We start from the raw sequence: 16,330 nt of genomic DNA, 5'->3' as shown, positions 1-16,330 counted from the left end.
ACAGCAAACGTAACCAATTCGCGCGCCTTTGAAAGCACTTGCCCACCTCAACAAATACCTCGTCAAATACAAGTGGTATCTCATTCTTGGAACACTTTTTACCATTATTTCCAACCTTTTTGGCATCATTCCCGCCCAATTGGTTCGCTATGCCCTCGACTTGGTAAAAGATACCCTCGACGTCTATTTTTTGTTTGAAGGCGCCAAAATTCAATCAAATTTTTACGACATTTTTGCCTTCAGCATCCTGTTGTACGGTCTTCTGATTTTGGCCATGGCGCTGCTGAAAGGTGTTTTCTTGTTTATGGTGCGGCAAACCCTCATTGTGATGTCGAGACACATCGAATTTGACCTTAAAAACGAGATTTATGCCCACTACCAAACCCTACCGCTGAGTTTTTATCGACGCCACAACACGGGCGACCTCATGGCACGGATTTCGGAAGATGTCAGCAAGGTGCGGATGTACGTAGGGCCGTCGATTATGTACGGCATCAACCTCATTACGTTGTTTATTTTGGTGATTAGCTACATGGTTTCGGTCAATGCCAAACTGACTTTTTATGTTTTGCTACCGTTGCCAGTCTTATCGTTGAGCATTTACTACGTCAACAATATCATCATGAAACGCTCGGAGGCATTGCAAGCACAACTTTCATCGGTTTCGACGTTTGTGCAGGAATCGTTTTCAGGCATTCGGGTGGTCAAAGCGTTTGTTCGGGAGCGGGAGCAGCTTCGCCATTTTATCAATCAAAGCAACGATTATCGCAACAAATCGCTTGGATTGACACTCGTCGATTCGCTGTTTTATCCCTTTATTGTGGTCTTGGTAGGCTTGAGTAATATTCTCGTGGTCTATATTGGTGGACAGGAAATCATGGCAGGACGTCTAACTCCTGGCAACATCACCGAGTTTATTTTGTACGTCAGTATGCTGACATGGCCCGTGATGGCCCTTGGTTGGACAACTAGCCAAACCCAACGAGCGGCGGCGTCGCAGGTACGTATCAATGAGTTTTTGACCACCAAAACCGACATTGTTTCGGAGAAAAATACGGTACGCGACATTCAAGGCGCCATCCGTTTTGACAATGTCTCGTTTGTTTATCCCGACACGGGCATTAAAGCCATCAAGCAATTTAATCTAAGCGTAAAAGCAGGAGAAACGGTGGCTATTTTGGGAACAACAGGTTCGGGAAAAAGTACCGTAGCCAGCCTTCTCACGCGTTTGTATGACCCTACTGAAGGGCAGATTTTGGTCGATGGTGTTCCGCTCAAAGAGTATAACCTTCAATCGCTCCGAAGCCAAACGGGCTACGTGCCTCAAGACGTGTTTTTGTTTTCAGATTCTATCGCTCAAAACGTAGCGTTTGGAACAACAGGCTTGCCGTTTTCTAAAATTGAACAAGCAGCCAAAGACGCTGATTTGTACGCCAATATCGTTGATTTCCCCGAAGGATTTGACACCAAAGTAGGCGAACGCGGCATTACGCTGTCGGGTGGTCAAAAACAGCGGCTTTCGATTGCGCGCGCCATTGCCCGTGACCCTAAAATCTTGATTTTGGACGACTGCCTTTCGGCCGTAGATACGCAAACCGAAAACACGATTTTGAGCAACCTCCAACGCATCATGCAAGACCGCACCTCGGTGATTATCTCTCACCGTGTGTCGTCGGCCAAACTCGCCGATTTCATCGTGGTTTTAAACGACGGAGAAATCATCGAACAAGGTACGCATACCGAACTCCTTGACAGAAACGGCCCTTACAAAGAACTATACGACAAGCAGTTGCAAGGAGAAGAGGTGTAAAACACACCAAACCTTACTTACTTTTCGTCCAAACTCATCAAATAGAGTGTTTCTACTTTTTGCCTCGCCCACGGAGTTTTACGAAGGAATGCTAGGCTTGATTTGATGCTTGGGTCAAATTGAAAGCAGCGGATGTTGACGTATTCGGCCATGGTTTCCCAGCCATAATGTGCCACCAAATGATGCAACATCATTTCGAGGGTAATGCCGTGTAATGGATTATTGGCTTGCGGATTATTCATACAATTTTAAGGTTATTTTTTCTTCAAAATTTCAATCGATTAGGTTGTTCCTGACACAAAATAACGTACTTCTGCCACAGTATCTTTCAACAACGCTCGCGTTCGTTCGGGACGGGCATCAGTCAAAAATACTTGACCAAAAGTATCTTTTTCAACCAATTGTATCAGTTTTTGGATACGTCGGTCGTCGAGTTTATCAAAAATATCATCGAGCAACAACAACGGCTTCATTTCTTTTTCAATCGCAATAAGATCAAATTGCGCCAATTTTAAGGCCAACACAAACGACTTTTGCTGTCCTTGCGAACCAAATTTCCGTAGTGCTACCCCGTCCATTTCAAACCCAAAATCATCTTTGTGGATACCCATGAGTGTCCGCTGAGCGTTCAAATCGCGGGTGCGGTGTTCCCGAAATAGCTCACGAAAATCCAGGTTTTCGACTTCTGATTCGTACTTAATCGTTACCGACTCTCGCCCTTCTCCCAAAAACGAATAATAGTGTTGCACCAACGGTTCAAAACCTTCCAAAAAGCGCTGACGGCGTTCAAAAATTCGGTTAGCGAGCGCAACAAGTGGCTCGTCGTACGTATCAAGCAAATCATCGTCCACGTAGCGGCGGTCGTAAAATAGCTTCAAAACGCCGTTGCGTTGCGCCAATAATTTATTGTATTGAAGCAAATCTTGGAGATATTGTTGGTCAAGCTGCGACAATACTCCGTCAAAAAAACGGCGTCGTTCTTCGCTCCCATCGCGGACTAAATCCGTATCGTTTGGCGCTACCAACACCACAGGGTACAGCCCAATGTGGTCGCTGATACGCTCATACGGCTTTTTGTCGGACAAAATTACTTTTCGTTGTCCACGCTGCAAACTGCACGTAATTTGGACAGTTTTATGATCTTTCCAGAATACCCCATCCACCATCATAAAATCAGCTTCGTGCTGAATGCTAAAAGCATCTTGCACCTGAAACGCGCTTTTGGTCAGCCCCAACCAATAAATAGCATCGAGCAAATTGGTTTTGCCACTACCGTTTTCCCCCACGATACAGTTGAGGGAACGACTAAACTCAAAACGTCCCTCCTCGTAGTTTTTAAATCCCATAAGTTGGAGTTTTTCTAGGTATAGCTGTGGCATTGAATGGTTTTATGCTTAATTTCGCGTGGCAAAGATAGAACAGTCAACAGTTCACCGTTCATTGTTTGACCAGAAAACCTTATTTATTGTAAAAAATGGCAACCAAAACCAAAGCAACCCCAGCTAAAATAACCCATCCCAAAGAGAGATACATGTATTGGTATGAGTCGATGTTGCTTCAACGTAAGTTTGAAGAAAAAGCAGGACAACTCTATGGGCAACAAAAAATACGTGGTTTTTGTCACCTTTATATTGGTCAGGAAGCCTGCTCTTCAGGAAGTGTCAGTGCCCTTACCAAAGACGACAAGTGGATTACAGCTTACCGCGACCACGGCTTCCCATTAGCGCTAGGAACAGACCCCAAAGCTGTTATGGCCGAGTTGTACGGAAAAGCAACGGGTACCACCAAAGGAAAAGGTGGTTCAATGCACATTTTTGACAAAGAGCATAATTTCATTGGCGGCCATGGTATCGTAGGAGCGCAAATTCCACTAGGTGCTGGTATTGCTTTTGCGGAAAAATACAACAAAACATCAAATCTTTGTATGTGCTTTTTTGGTGACGGAGCCGTTCGCCAAGGTGCACTACACGAAGCATTCAACATGGCAATGACGTGGAAACTCCCCGTGATTTTCGTCGTTGAAAACAACGGATACGCCATGGGTACGTCGGTCAATCGTACTTCTAACGTGACCGATTTATATACCATTGGCGAAGGTTACGATATGCCATCAGAACCCGTGGATGGCATGGATGTAGAAGCCGTACACGATGCTGTTAGCCGTGCTGCTGAGCGCGCTCGCCGTGGCGATGGCCCTACTTTCCTCGAATTCAAAACGTACCGTTACCGTGGTCACTCCATGTCTGACCCTCAAAAATACCGTACCAAAGAGGAGGTAGAAGAGTACAAAAAGCGTGACCCAATCGAAATGACGAAAGACCGTATTTTGACAAATGGCATCGCTACCGAAGAAGAACTTGCGGCGATTGATGCCAAAATCAAGCAAATTGTAGAAGAGTCTGTAAAATTCTCGGAAGAGTCTCCGTGGCCAGATCCATCTGAAATCTTCACGGATATGTACGTAGAACCTGATTATCCGTTTATTGTTGATTAGCCAATAGTCGATAGTCCATAGTAATTTTACCATCGACTGTGGACTATCGACTATCTCAAAAACCATGAAAACGTTAGGAAGGTATTTTATTTTTTTAGGGTCTTTGCTACGAAACCGTGAGAAGTTTCGGGTCTATGTAAAGTTGGTACTCGACGAATGTATTGAGATTGGTATCAATTCCGTCTTTATCGTGGCGATTGTGGCGACCTTTTTGGGAGCAGTAACTTGCGTCCAAACGGCCGACAACTTAGTAAGTCCTTTTGTTCCCAATTACATCATTTCGCTCATTGTGCGCGACAGTAGTATTTTGGAATTCGCCCCCACTATTACCTGTATTGTACTTTCAGGAAAAGTAGGTTCTCACATTGCAGGTGGACTGGGTACCATGCGTATTACGGAGCAAATCGACGCCCTTGAAGTAATGGGTATCAACTCCATTTCGTACTTGGTTCTCCCCAAAATCGTAGCGGCCATCGTCATGTTTCCCATGTTGGTCATCCTTTCGGGTTTTCTTTCAATCTTTGGAGGATACGTTGCAGGCGTAGCCACGGGCGTAATTACCCCTGAAGATTATATTCGCGGTTTACGTTTCGATTTCCGTACGTTCAACATCCCTTTTGCCCTCATTAAATCAATCTTTTTTGCCTTTTTGATTACGTCAATCTCTTCCTTCAAAGGCTTTTTTACCCAAGGTGGAGCACTCGAAGTGGGGCAAGCTTCTACCGCAGCCGTGACCAACAGCTGTATTGCCGTTTTGATTGCCGATTATTTGCTCGCCCAACTTTTGCTTTTGTAAAGAACGTGTCGTCTGTGAGTCAGGTTGCTTACAACCTGACATTATCCCGTTTTTGAATCGGGTTGTGAGCAACCCGACTCACAAGGGCTCACAACCTAACCTCTTTCTACCAAATAATTTCTTCCAACCCACGCCCGCGAAGATAATTATTGGCTTGGCTAAAGTGTTTGGTTCCGAACCATCCGCCACTGTTGGCCGACATCGGCGAAGGGTGTTTAGCCTTCAATACAAAATGGCGTTTGGGGTCAATTATCTTTCCTTTATCTTGCGCATATCGCCCCCAAAGCATAAACACCACCCCTTCTTTTTTGTCGTTGATACACTTGATGACGGCATCCGTAAAAAGCTCCCAGCCACGCCCTTGGTGCGAGCCTGGGCTTGCTTCTCGTACAGTTAGGGTTGAATTGAGCAGCAATACTCCTTGCTCAGCCCAACGTTCCAAATTACCCGATGCTGGAAAAGGTTGCCCAAGGTCTTCTTGGATTTCTTTGAAAATATTAATGAGTGATGGCGGTTTGGTGACCCCGTCATTAACCGAAAAGCACAAGCCATTGGCTTGTCCGCGCCCGTGGTAAGGATCTTGTCCCAAAATCACCACTTTCGTTTGGTCAAACGGACATTTATCAAAAGCATTAAACATCAGTTTTCCAGGCGGATAGACTTGTTGGGTTTTGTATTCCTCTCGTACAAATGCCACCAAATCAGCAAAATACGGCTGCTCAAACTCCGATTGCAAATGAGCTTTCCACGAAGCGTCAATTTTAACGTCCATTTTTCTAATTTTTGCGTCAACTATTGGTTTTTCAACTACAACGACCTAATTTTGGTTACAAAGTTAGGAAAGTATCAAACAACCATGACATCAGCGATAACAGAAGGTGTGAGAGTTAGCGTTTTGACGCAGTATCAGCCCGAGTATTCGAGCCCAGCGCAAGCTCATTTTGTGTTTACGTATCGCATTACCATCGAAAACCACAGCGAGCATACCGTTCAGCTTCTACGCAGGCATTGGCATATTTTTGATTCCAATGGTACCATTCGGGAAGTAGAAGGGGAAGGCGTAGTGGGTCAACAACCCACGCTCGAACCTGGCGAAATTCACGAATACGTATCGGGCTGCAACCTACGTACTAGCATTGGCAAAATGGTGGGGACTTATCTCATGGAACGCCTTGTGGATGGAAAGCAGTTTAACGTTGCCATTCCCGAATTTACCATGATTGCGCCCTATCGTTTGAATTGAGTGCTTACGCCCAGTTAATTGTTATCTGTTAACCGTTAATCGTAGTGTTTTTCAGACATTTAGTCGCAATTTTAGCCTCAATTGATTTTGCACTTTTACTTAAAGAAATTTATTTGTAAAACTCTGTGCGGATGAATGAAACGAAAGCACTTTTGCAGCTTTTTAGCTTTATTCTCCTAGGAGTTTTTGCCACAGTCTGTGGAATTTTCTTGACTGTAATAGCCATTTTTTTAAATCTATCCAACGCTCCAATCTCTCCTCAATCAACATTATATTGCGGCACCCTCACGTATGATTCTTCTTCAGCAGTCTCTCACCTTGATTCTACCGAAGTAAAAGGATTTTACTTATTTGAACAGCATTGTAAAAGTTGTCATTCTTACAAAGATGAAATTCTAGTAGGCCCTGGTTTAAGAGGAATTCAAGAAAGAAGAAATACCAAATGGATTATTGAATGGGTAAAAAATTCAAAAGATAAATTAACCAAAGGAGACTTGTATGCTGTAAAACTTTATGAACAATACAATCGGGCAGAAATGCCTTCCTTTGAACACCTGTCTCAAACAGATATTTTAGCCGTTCTAGCTTTTGTAGAAGCAGCAAATAATTAAAAATCTCCGTTTTAACCCCCTACTTATTTTGCAATTACGTTCGCTTTTCAACTACTTTTTGAAAGCTCAAGACGAGCACGGACTTCACTCTCCGTTTGTATTTGATTTGTACCTCAATACAATAAAAAAAGACGCCCAACATCCTTCTTTCGAGGCCATTGAAGCCATCCGCCAAACAATGCTTCATAGCCAAGAGACCCTCAAAATCACGGACTACGGCGCAGGTTCTCGGGTCAATGCTTCTTCTACTCGACAAGTAAAAGACATTGCCCAGCATTCCAAAAAATCGGCGCGGTTGGCGCGGTTGTTCTATCGCCTCATTCAGCGTTTTGAGTATAATTCTATTTTTGATTTAGGCACGTCACTTGGGCTGACAACGCTCTACATGGCGCAAGCCAATCCCTCGGCTCAAATTACTACCTTTGAAGGCTGCCCCGAAACGGCAAGCGTTGCCCAGCAAAATTTTAAGACCTGGGCCAACCGTGCGTTATCAACTCAGCAACCGTTACCCATTCAGACGGTAGTAGGAAATTTAGACGAGGCACTTCCCAAAGCCGTTGAAGACGCCCAAAGCCTTGATTTTGTCTTTTTTGACGCCAATCATCGCTACGAACCTACAATAAGATATTTTGAGACGTGCTTAACCAAAGCGCACAACGATAGTCTCTTCGTTTTTGACGATATTCACTGGTCGCCCGAAATGGAACAAGCGTGGGAATACATCAAAGCTCACCCATCCGTTTCAGCCACCATCGACTTAGCCGCCGTGGGTTTAGTTTTTTTTCGGCAACAGCAACGCAAACAGCATTTTGTGCTTCGTTGGCCGTTTTGGAAGTAAAAACAAATGGGCAAAAGGCAAGTTGGCAAAGGGCAATCTAAAGCGCGACAAACTCTACTCGGCGGTTTTTCTTGCGGTTTTCTTCAGAAGTATTGGGGGCAATGGGGTCAAGTGGCCCTCGGCCTCGGCTTTCGAGGCGGTCAGCGCTGATGCCCTTTGTTTTTAAGTATTCGACTACTGCTTGGCAACGCTCCCGCGAAAGTTTGACGTTCAAGTCAAAGTCACCAGCATTATCGGTGTGCCCACGTATCTCGATTCGTGCCGTTGGATTTTTTTGCAAAATCGCCACCAGTTCATCCAACTGTGGTGCCGACTCGGGACGTAGCACGGGGCTACTTTGATCAAAATAAATATTGTTTAGCGTAATTACCTTCCCTTTAACCAGCTCACTGAAAGGCGATGGTGCAGGTGGTTTGGGTAGTTCTTTAGTAAACACCGACGTTCTAGGTGGTTCATTGGTCACAGCAGTAGCCTTTGGAGCAGCAGGGGGCGGCGTGGTCGCTACTGCAGGAGGTGGCGTAGGGGTTGGCACGGGTGGTGCAGGAGCAGCGGGGGAAGCCGTTTTATCCAATCGGTACGTTAATTCATACGATTTACCAGTCAGAGCCGTTTCTATCGTTATTTTTTTGGTATCAGGGGTGAATCCTTTGGCCGATGCCTCCACTTCCAGTTGCTCTTCGGCATCGTAGGTCAGTTCAGTAAAACCATCTTTTAGGGCCATAAACTCAACGTCATTATTGCTTTTGGTACGTACATTGAGAATACTTCCGATAATGGGGCGGTCAGTTGCTTTATCTAACACCCTAATTTTCAGTACCGATGGTTTTATTTTTTGAAGCTCAAACCCCAACACACGGTCGTGCTTGATGTCGTTGATATTGGCCGAAGCCTCGGTGTATCCTTTGGCCGTCACGTATATGCTAACGACGGTATTGGGCAAGACATTGATGGAAAAGTTTTTATCGGCGCTGTTAAATTTGGGTTCAAATTCTTGACCCGTTTTTGAATCTTTGGTTCTCAATTTAACCCGTGTAAGCAGCGCATTTGTTTCCACGTCTCGAATCGCAAAGGTGACCTTAATCAATCCCGACTGTTTTTCTGAGTCAACAATCTGGGCATCTTTAACCTTTAATTCCCCTTTACTATTATCCAACGTCGATTTCACGACCGTTTCTTTGGTCTTTTTAGGTTTGACCGTATCAGCAACGGTCACCGAAATTTCCTCTTTTTTGGTAAAATAACGGGTTGGGAGAGCAAATGAGCCCCATGCTCCTCCTACACACACCCCCACTAAAAGCAACATCGTCTTCATACAGGCCAAATATCGGGCTTATTTTTTGTTCATCAAACAGTTTTTTAGTGCGGTTTTAGCCGCAAATTACTGTCTATCGTGGCTTACGATTTGATAGTCAGATATTCTTGTTTTATTTTGCAAATCAATAGTTAGTAAGCCAACTTGTATTTCTAGGTCAATAGTAAACGATAAAAATGACTCACCCATCTGATACCCGTGCTTATTTTTTTAAAATCGACACTACCATTAAAAAAATCAGGAACGTCCTGCAAAAGCGTTTTAATGAAGCAGGCTTTGACCTGACCGTGGATCAGTGGGTGCTTATCGACCATGTGGCTCGCAACGAAGGCATCAGCCAAAATACCCTTGCTGAGCTTACCACCAAAGATGCCCCTACCGTTACTCGTATCCTGGATTTACTCGTTAAAAAAGATTTGGTCGAGCGGCGCATGTCGGAAGAAGACCGTCGGAAGTTTAATATTTATTTAAAACCCGAAGGCCAAAAGACCTTTGAAACAGTGTTGCCTGTGGTAAAAGAGATTCGTCGGCAAGGCTGGGGGCAACTCAGCGAGGAAGATTACGGGCATTTTGTTCGGATTATGGACTCAATTTATCAAAATTTCAGCGACTAGGCAGTTCGCTTTTTAGTTAAAAAATTGCCTTTTCTAGCATTATTTATTAGCAGTTAGTACCTGTTTAACCCCTTAAATCATCTGCCCAAAATAAGGATTTAATATTTTTTACATAAAACCCTCCTATATTTGAAGGCAGAATTGGGACCAAACACACCCTCCATGTCAAAAAACTTAGTAATAGTAGAGTCACCGGCCAAGGCCAAGACCATTGAAGGATACCTCGGGAAAGACTTCACCGTCAAGTCCAGTTTTGGGCACGTACGTGACTTACCCGATAAAGATTTAGGGGTAGATGTCAAGAATGGTTTCCAACCCCTCTACGAAGTATCGCCTGATAAAACCAAAGTTATCAACGAGTTGAAAAAGCTTGCCAAGTCTTCCGAAGAAGTATGGCTCGCTACCGACGACGACCGTGAAGGAGAAGCCATTTCGTGGCACCTCAAAGAAGCATTAGGCTTGTCTGATGGCACCAAGCGGATTGTTTTTAGGGAAATTACCAAAACGGCCCTACAAAAAGCGATTCAAAGTCCACGTGCGATAGACATGGATTTGGTTAACGCCCAACAGGCCCGTCGAATCCTCGACCGCCTTGTAGGCTACGAGCTTTCGCCTGTCTTGTGGCGTAAAATCAAAATCGGCAACAACAGCGCCCTCTCAGCAGGGCGGGTGCAGTCGGTGGCGGTACGCCTCATCGTAGAACGCGAGCGAGAAGTAGAAGCCCACGAGTCGAAATCAACTTACAAAGTAACGGCACGTTTCGATTTGGCAGGGGGAAAAGTATTGGAAGCCGAACTTCCTAAAAACTTTGAAACCGAAGCCCAAGCACGCGCTTTTTTGGAAAAATGCAAGGGCGCGACGTTTAGCATCCGTAACTTGGAAGTTAAACCTGCCAAAAAATCGCCCGCTCCGCCATTTACCACCTCTACTTTGCAACAAGAGGCTTCGCGAAAATTGAGTTTTTCGGTGGCCCAAACCATGACGGTAGCTCAAAAACTCTACGAAGCAGGTAAAATATCCTACATGCGTACGGACTCTACCAACTTATCGGAAGAGGCACTCCAAAAAGCGAAAGACCAAATTACGACCGAATACGGCGACAAATACCACCAACAGCGGGTTTTCAAGACCAAATCGGAATCAGCACAGGAAGCCCACGAAGCCATTCGTCCGACCAATTTTGGAGAACTTAAAGCCAGTAGCGACCGCAACGAGCAGCGTTTATATGAGTTGATTTGGAAACGTGCCATTGCGTCTCAAATGTCTGATGCGCAGTTGGAACGTACAATTGCTACCATTGGCATTTCAACTACTGCGGAAGAACTCGTAGCTCAAGGAGAGGTCATCAAATTTGATGGTTTCTTAAAGGTATATCTGGAATCGAAAGACGACGAAGAAGAAGATACCAAAGGAATGCTTCCTCCGCTCAACATTGGGCAGGTGTTGGCCTTAAATATCCTTAAAGCAACTGAGAAGTTTTCCCGTCCAAAACCACGCTACACGGAAGCGAGTTTGGTGAAGCAACTGGAAGAAATGGGCATTGGGCGACCATCAACCTATGCGCCTACGCTTTCGACCATCATTCGCCGCGAATACGTGGTAAAGCAAGACAAAAAAGGACAAGAACGTGAGTATAATGAGCTTTCTCTGCGCAACGACCAGCTTACCGAAACCAAAGGTAAAGAGACGTTTGGAGCCGAAAAAGCCAAGCTATTCCCCACCAATACGGGGATGGTGGTGAATGACTTTTTGGTGGACTTATTCCCCGATGTCGTTGATTTCTCTTTTACGGCCAATGTCGAAAAAGAATTTGACGAAATTGCCGAAGGTAAACTGTCGTGGCAACAAATGATTGATGGTTTCTACCAAGGTTTTCACCAAAAAATCGGGGATGTAGAAGGTTCAAACATTGTAAAGAAAAACACAGTTCGCGACCTAGGACTTGACCCTAAAAGTGGGAAGCCCGTTTCGGCACGTATTGGCAAATTTGGCCCATACGTTCAGATTGGCGAAAACATCGAAGGTGAACCCAAACCACAATACGCCAACCTCAAAAAAGGGCAGTTGGTAGAAACTATTTCGCTCGAAGAAGCCCTCGAACTCTTTGCGCTGCCACGCGAGGTTGGTTTCTTTGAAGATAAACCAATGATTGTGGGAGTAGGTAAATATGGCCCTTACGTGAAGCATGACGATAAGTTTTATTCACTCGACCGCAATGATGACCCTTATACCGTAGGCGAAGAGGCGTGTGTGCTGGCCATTAAGCTCAAACGCGGCGACCTTGCCAACGAAGGCGAAGGACTCGGCGAGTTGGAAGGAAAGCCAATGACCACAGGCACAGGACGATACGGGCCGTTTATCAAACACGATGACAAATACTATTCGTTGCCTAAAGGCGCTAGTTTACAACGCCTTACCCGCGAAGAAGCCTTGGAAATCATCCAGAAAAAGCGGGAAGCAGAAAGTAATAAAGTCATCAAAGAATTTCCCGAAAACACAACGGTCAAGGTACTCCGTGGCCCTTATGGCCCTTATATTGCCGTTGGAAAACGTAACATCAAAATACCAAAAGATACTGACCCAGCGTCTCTTACGTTGGAAGATTGCCTAAAACTAGCAGGTAGCTAGGGGACTTGGGAATCTCAATTTGAGCTATTTTTTGAAAGTGCGGGCGGTTATGAATAACCGCCCTTTTTTATGTAAAATTTTTGGGACAGAAAGCTTTGAAATCGCCCAAAAAACAAGTAGTTTTTAACCTAAATTGTGTTATTAACTTACTCATAATCAATACCCATTACTAAACTACTTACCATCATGGATCAACGCATTATTAACCTGTTCGACGAGTACACCCACAAACCCCTCAAGCGCGAAGATTTTTTTCAACGCCTTACTTCACTCACGGGCAGCACCGCCGCTGCCATGGCCGTTTTACCGCTTTTGGAAGTCAATTATGCCAATGCAATGACGGTCAAACGCAACGATGAGCGTCTCACGACTGAGTACGTGACCTACCCAGGTGAGGAAACCCAAATGAAAGGTTACTTAGCTCGCCCAGCAGGAACTGGTAAATACCCTGCGGTGGTAGTCATTCACGAAAACCGTGGACTTAATCCTCACATCGAAGACGTCGCTCGCCGCGTGGCTTTAGCAGGTTTTATTGCCCTTGCTCCCGATGCCCTTTCACCTTTTGGAGGAACACCCAACGGAGACGACGAAAAAGCCCGTTCTTACTTTGGACAACTCGATGCCAAAAAGAACCTCAGCAATTTCATCAAAGCTTTTGATTACTTAAAAGGCCGCGCTGATTGTACGGGTAAAACTGGCTGCGTTGGATTCTGTTGGGGCGGTGCCATGACCAATCAGCTTGCCGTCAATGTGCCCTCGCTCAACGCTGCCGTCGCCTACTACGGACGCCAAGCCGACGCAGCTGACGTTCCGAAAATCAAAGCGTCGTTGATGCTCCATTACGGCGGTCTCGACGAGCGCGTCAATGCGGGTATCCCTGCCTATGAAGAAGCCCTCAAAAAAGCAGGAACTGATTACCAAATTTTTGTGTACGAAGGTGCCCAACACGCTTTCAACAACGACACAGCACCCACTCGCTACAACGAAGCTGTGGCTAAACAAGCTTGGGAACGGACGATTGAGTTGTTTAACAAAAAATTGAAGTAAATCCTATCAAAGTGGGGTTGTAAGCACCCCTTGTCACGGGAGGTTGTGAGCAACCTCCCACACACGAGTGAGCAACCTCCTTCACCGTGCAGGCGGTTGCTCACAACCGCCTCCATCACAAGCAAAAGCCCCTCCGATTGCTCGGTAGGGGCTTTTTTCTAACGATATGGATATAATCAAAAAGCTGTTTCTAACCGCCACGGCGTCCGCCCATGCCGCCTCCACCACCTTGGCCACCGCCGTCGTTGGAGTTGTCACCGCCTTGTTTGGTATCGTCGTTATTAACGCTCTTCTTACGTTGGAAGAAGTTGCCGTCAAACGACATCTTACCAAAACGCTTGCGGAACGTAATACGGAAACCACGGTTGTACATGTAGTTGACTTGCTCCTGAGTAAATATGTTACCCGGTGTGCTGCTGCTTAAATTAGTACGCTGTTTGAAGGCATTTTGCAAGAAGTTTTCAGCCCCAAAGCCAAGGCTTGCTTGCTTTTTCTTAAATTCTTTCAAGATGTTGAAGCTGTACCCCATAAATCCACCTTGCGTTCCTTGCAACTGAATTTCACGAGCACGTCCAAATCCGAACAACTGCGCGCTCCAATCTTTGCCTAATTGATACTGTACTTGTCCAAAAAGGTTGAATGTCCAGTTTTGGTTACTGATACCCAACGCAGGGCTGTTCAACATGATATAACGCACATCAAAGTTACCGTTGATTGTCAACCCACGGGCTGGTTTTACCATCGCAAACACGTTAACTCCGTACGCACGGTTGCTTCCGATGTTTTGGAAAGTTGTTAACAAAGAGTTGTTATTCACCACTACCGTTCCTGTGCTTACACCTTGTGCCAATGTCAATTGGTTAAACAACTCTTGTCCACCACGATAACGCACCGTCTCAATTGAATTATCAGTCATACGAGTGTAAGCCGAGAAGTTCAATGTCGTTGTTTTGAAGAACGTACTCAAGTTTACTTCAAAGTTGTTAGTGTATTCAGGATTCAAGTTCGGGTTACCAAACGAGATATTGAATGGATCACTTTGTGAAACGTTTGGATTCAAGAACTGAATCGAAGGGCGCTGAATACGACGGTTATAACTGAAACGAATCGTTTTTCCCCCTTTTAAGCTTTTTGATACCGTCAAGCTTGGAATCAACGAACCAAAATCAGGCAAATCTGTCTCTGGTGCATCTTGGTACTTAGCAGCTAACTGCGTGTATTCGTAACGAAGGCCTGGTTTGAAGCCCCATTTATTCTTTGTTTGAAACAAGAAAGACAAATAACCTGAATACACGTTTTGATCGTAGCTGAATACGTTGGTACGAAGCGGATTAGCTTTCAATACACCCGTTCCTGTGCTATCGTAGTTGAAACGAAAATCACTTTCGATGTGGCGCAAAATCATTTTAGCCCCCGTTTCAATCTGTACGTATTGGCTCAAAGGATCTTGGTAGTCAATTTGTATCGTGCGCTCTTGTGTCTTGCTCTTGTTGGGATTACTTTCGCGGTAAGTGATTTCTCCTACTGACAATCCTTGATACAAATCACGCGTGTAGCTGTTATCCCCTTGGTTTTGACTAAACTGTGCCAAAACACTAAATTCTTTTCCTTCTTTCTCAAACTTGCGGGTATAGTCTAAGTTGAGGTCTAAGTTATTCCCCAAATTCTTGGTATTAATTTCGTTACCAAACGTCGGTGTTTTTACGCTATTAATGAAGCTATACGACTGCTGATTGTTTTCGAGGTTAAAAGCACGACGGCTATTGCGGGCACTGAACGTAAGGCTATTTTTAGCATCAATCGAGTAGTCTAAGCTCAACTGAACATTTCCAAAACCACCCAACTGCTGACCATCATTTTCTTGGCGTGTACGAACTACTTCACCATTTGCAAGTTGGCGGCTAATATCGATATAACCACCCGTTGGCGGGTACATCATACGGCCACCTGCATTGAGGCCAACCCCCAATTTCTTAGTACGCAGGTTGATGTTTCCAAACAAGTTGCTTGAACGGTTACCGCCTGCCATATCAACCGACCCTGTGATTCCTTGAAGGTTGTTTTTCTTGGTAATGATATTGATGATCCCTGCCGAACCTTCCGCATCATATTTTGCTGAAGGTGAGGTGATTACTTCAATTGTTTTTATTTGGTCAGAAGGAATCATTTTCAACGCATCGGCTACGCTGTTGGCAACGATGGTCGAAGGCTTGCCATTAATAAGCACGCGAATGTTTTGGCTTCCACGCATCGACACGTTTCCGTCTAAGTCCACCGAAAGCATCGGCACTTTACGAAGTACGTCTCCAGCGTCACCACCTGCGTTAGAAATATCTCTTTCGGCATTATACACCAAACGGTCCACTTTGTCTTCGATAAGGGCCTTTTCACCTTTGACCGTTACTTCAGTCAACGTTCGAACATCTGGCGGGAGGTTAACATTTCCTAAGTTTTGCTCCTTTTTACCTTTACCAATGGTCAATTTCGCAATCTCGGCGTTTTTATAACCAATGAAACTTACTACAAATTTAAAATCGCCATCTGGTACACTTTTTAGCAAAAAAGCACCTTTAACGTCGGTCACGGTTCCATCGATAGGTTTCCCTGATTTTGAATCAAAAATGGCAACAGTCGCGTACTCGACAGGTTTACCAGAGGCTGAATCCACCACAATTCCAGAAATGCGACCATTTCCTTTAGGAAGGTCAGGCATTTGTTGTTGTTGGTTCATTCCTCCCATAGGACCATTGCGATCCCCTCCTCTTCCCATACCTCCACCGCCAAATCCTCCTCCTCCTGGGAACTGAGCAGAAGCGGCGTAATTGAACCCTAAAACGGCTGTTAGAACGTAAAAAAATTTTTTCATTGATGTATGTAAAATGAGTGATTGCCTATTAGCTAGACAATATTTCAGGTACAAATGTTATCATCAATCTG

At 44.9% G+C, this 16,330-nt stretch carries 14 protein-coding genes; 9 read left to right on the top strand and 5 right to left on the bottom strand.

Going from position 1 to position 16,330, the window contains the following annotated elements; genetic code table 11:
- Positions 1-28 precede the first annotated feature (28 nt).
- Positions 29-1,810, top strand: a complete 1,782-nt coding sequence (locus tag DTQ70_RS02145) for an ABC transporter ATP-binding protein (RefSeq protein ID WP_122929282.1) — start codon at positions 29-31, stop codon at positions 1,808-1,810.
- A 17-nt stretch (positions 1,811-1,827) separates the two neighbouring features.
- Here the strand turns inward: DTQ70_RS02145 and DTQ70_RS02140 are convergent, their stop codons facing one another.
- Together DTQ70_RS02140 and recF are read right to left on the bottom strand one after the other, a co-directional pair.
- The gene (locus DTQ70_RS02140) at positions 1,828-2,052 is read right to left on the bottom strand and encodes a VF530 family DNA-binding protein (protein ID WP_122929281.1); all 225 of its coding nucleotides are present in this window, start codon (positions 2,050-2,052) and stop codon (positions 1,828-1,830) included.
- Positions 2,053-2,091: 39 nt separating this feature from the next.
- Positions 2,092-3,189 carry a DNA replication/repair protein RecF gene (recF, locus tag DTQ70_RS02135; protein WP_122929280.1) on the bottom strand — a complete coding sequence of 366 codons (1,098 nt, stop codon included), beginning with the start codon at positions 3,187-3,189 and terminating at the stop codon, positions 2,092-2,094.
- Positions 3,190-3,284: 95 nt separating this feature from the next.
- On the opposite strand from recF, the gene pdhA reads away from it, so the two are divergent.
- On the top strand, positions 3,285-4,304 hold the full coding sequence (gene pdhA / locus DTQ70_RS02130; protein WP_122929279.1) for a pyruvate dehydrogenase (acetyl-transferring) E1 component subunit alpha: 1,020 nt from the start codon (positions 3,285-3,287) through the stop codon (positions 4,302-4,304).
- 64 nt (positions 4,305-4,368) lie between these two features.
- The gene (locus DTQ70_RS02125) at positions 4,369-5,100 is read left to right on the top strand and encodes an ABC transporter permease (protein ID WP_122929278.1); all 732 of its coding nucleotides are present in this window, start codon (positions 4,369-4,371) and stop codon (positions 5,098-5,100) included.
- Between the two features lie 106 nt (positions 5,101-5,206).
- On the opposite strand, the gene ung is transcribed toward DTQ70_RS02125, so the two are convergent.
- Positions 5,207-5,872, bottom strand: a complete 666-nt coding sequence (gene ung, locus DTQ70_RS02120) for a uracil-DNA glycosylase (protein WP_122929277.1) — start codon at positions 5,870-5,872, stop codon at positions 5,207-5,209.
- Between the two features lie 84 nt (positions 5,873-5,956).
- On the opposite strand from ung, the gene apaG reads away from it, so the two are divergent.
- The 3 genes from apaG (at position 5,957) to DTQ70_RS02105 (ending at position 7,792) form a co-directional block, all read left to right on the top strand.
- On the top strand, positions 5,957-6,343 hold the full coding sequence (gene apaG / locus DTQ70_RS02115) for a Co2+/Mg2+ efflux protein ApaG (RefSeq protein ID WP_122929276.1): 387 nt from the start codon (positions 5,957-5,959) through the stop codon (positions 6,341-6,343).
- Between the two features lie 131 nt (positions 6,344-6,474).
- Positions 6,475-6,954, top strand: coding sequence for a cytochrome c (locus DTQ70_RS02110; protein WP_122929275.1), 480 nt, complete (start codon positions 6,475-6,477; stop codon positions 6,952-6,954).
- 28 nt (positions 6,955-6,982) lie between these two features.
- The gene (locus DTQ70_RS02105) at positions 6,983-7,792 is read left to right on the top strand and encodes an O-methyltransferase (protein WP_122929274.1); all 810 of its coding nucleotides are present in this window, start codon (positions 6,983-6,985) and stop codon (positions 7,790-7,792) included.
- Positions 7,793-7,829: 37 nt separating this feature from the next.
- Here the strand turns inward: DTQ70_RS02105 and DTQ70_RS02100 are convergent, their stop codons facing one another.
- Positions 7,830-9,104, bottom strand: a complete 1,275-nt coding sequence (locus DTQ70_RS02100) for an OmpA family protein (protein WP_164489816.1) — start codon at positions 9,102-9,104, stop codon at positions 7,830-7,832.
- 176 nt (positions 9,105-9,280) lie between these two features.
- Here DTQ70_RS02100 and DTQ70_RS02095 point away from each other — a divergent pair, with 176 nt between their 5' ends.
- The 3 genes from DTQ70_RS02095 (at position 9,281) to DTQ70_RS02085 (ending at position 13,393) form a co-directional block, all read left to right on the top strand.
- Positions 9,281-9,718, top strand: a complete 438-nt coding sequence (locus tag DTQ70_RS02095; protein WP_122929272.1) for a MarR family winged helix-turn-helix transcriptional regulator — start codon at positions 9,281-9,283, stop codon at positions 9,716-9,718.
- A gap of 162 nt (positions 9,719-9,880) precedes the next feature.
- A complete protein-coding gene (gene topA / locus DTQ70_RS02090; protein WP_122929271.1) occupies positions 9,881-12,346 on the top strand; it encodes a type I DNA topoisomerase in 2,466 nt (821 codons plus the stop codon).
- 186 nt (positions 12,347-12,532) lie between these two features.
- The gene (locus DTQ70_RS02085; protein WP_122929270.1) at positions 12,533-13,393 is read left to right on the top strand and encodes a dienelactone hydrolase family protein; all 861 of its coding nucleotides are present in this window, start codon (positions 12,533-12,535) and stop codon (positions 13,391-13,393) included.
- A 190-nt stretch (positions 13,394-13,583) separates the two neighbouring features.
- Here DTQ70_RS02085 and DTQ70_RS02080 read toward each other — a convergent pair whose 3' ends face one another.
- Complete coding sequence (locus tag DTQ70_RS02080; RefSeq protein ID WP_122929269.1) at positions 13,584-16,259, bottom strand: TonB-dependent receptor domain-containing protein; 2,676 nt, start codon at positions 16,257-16,259, stop codon at positions 13,584-13,586.
- Positions 16,260-16,330 lie beyond the last annotated feature (71 nt).

Origin of the sequence: Runella sp. SP2 (assembly GCF_003711225.1) — a bacterium.
In the GTDB taxonomy this organism is placed as follows: domain Bacteria; phylum Bacteroidota; class Bacteroidia; order Cytophagales; family Spirosomataceae; genus Runella.
Note: the sequence above shows the minus strand (reverse complement) of the source record. Positions and strands in the feature narration are given on the sequence as shown.